This is a genomic window from Acinetobacter johnsonii (assembly GCF_048551975.1).
In the GTDB taxonomy this organism is placed as follows: Bacteria; Pseudomonadota; Gammaproteobacteria; order Pseudomonadales; family Moraxellaceae; genus Acinetobacter; species Acinetobacter johnsonii_A.
The window spans coordinates 1-313 of the sequence record NZ_JBIMCF010000122.1 but is presented as its reverse complement, the minus strand read 5'-3'; the positions used below and the strand labels follow the sequence as shown (position 1 = coordinate 313).

1 protein-coding gene is annotated in these 313 nt (G+C 40.3%); it reads left to right on the top strand.

Annotated features, from left to right (window positions below):
- Positions 1–133: 133 nt before the first annotated feature.
- On the top strand, positions 134–313 hold a 180-nt coding region (locus ACG9ZB_RS16895; protein ID WP_419326813.1), incomplete at its 3' end, for an FHA domain-containing protein.

The window sequence follows — 313 nt, the reverse complement described above, 5'->3', positions numbered from 1 at the left end:
ATTCCATCCCTGAGCGATATACTGAGAATGTCTCGATAGGTTCAGCCTAGCTGACCAGCCATTCATCTATGGAGGTGAAATGGTAAAGAATATTCTCTGTGTTATCATAAATCAGCACATAGAGAGATAAGTCATGACTTGGAAAATACCAGCAATTACTGGCGAATTAACGGGTCAGGAAATTAGCATTGACCGTGATATGTTGGTCGGTCGTCATCAAACCGCGGATATTTTATTACAACAATCTGAAATTTCGCGTAAACATGCGGCCTTTTTATTGAAAGACCAGTCTTTGTTTTTACAAGACTTGGGC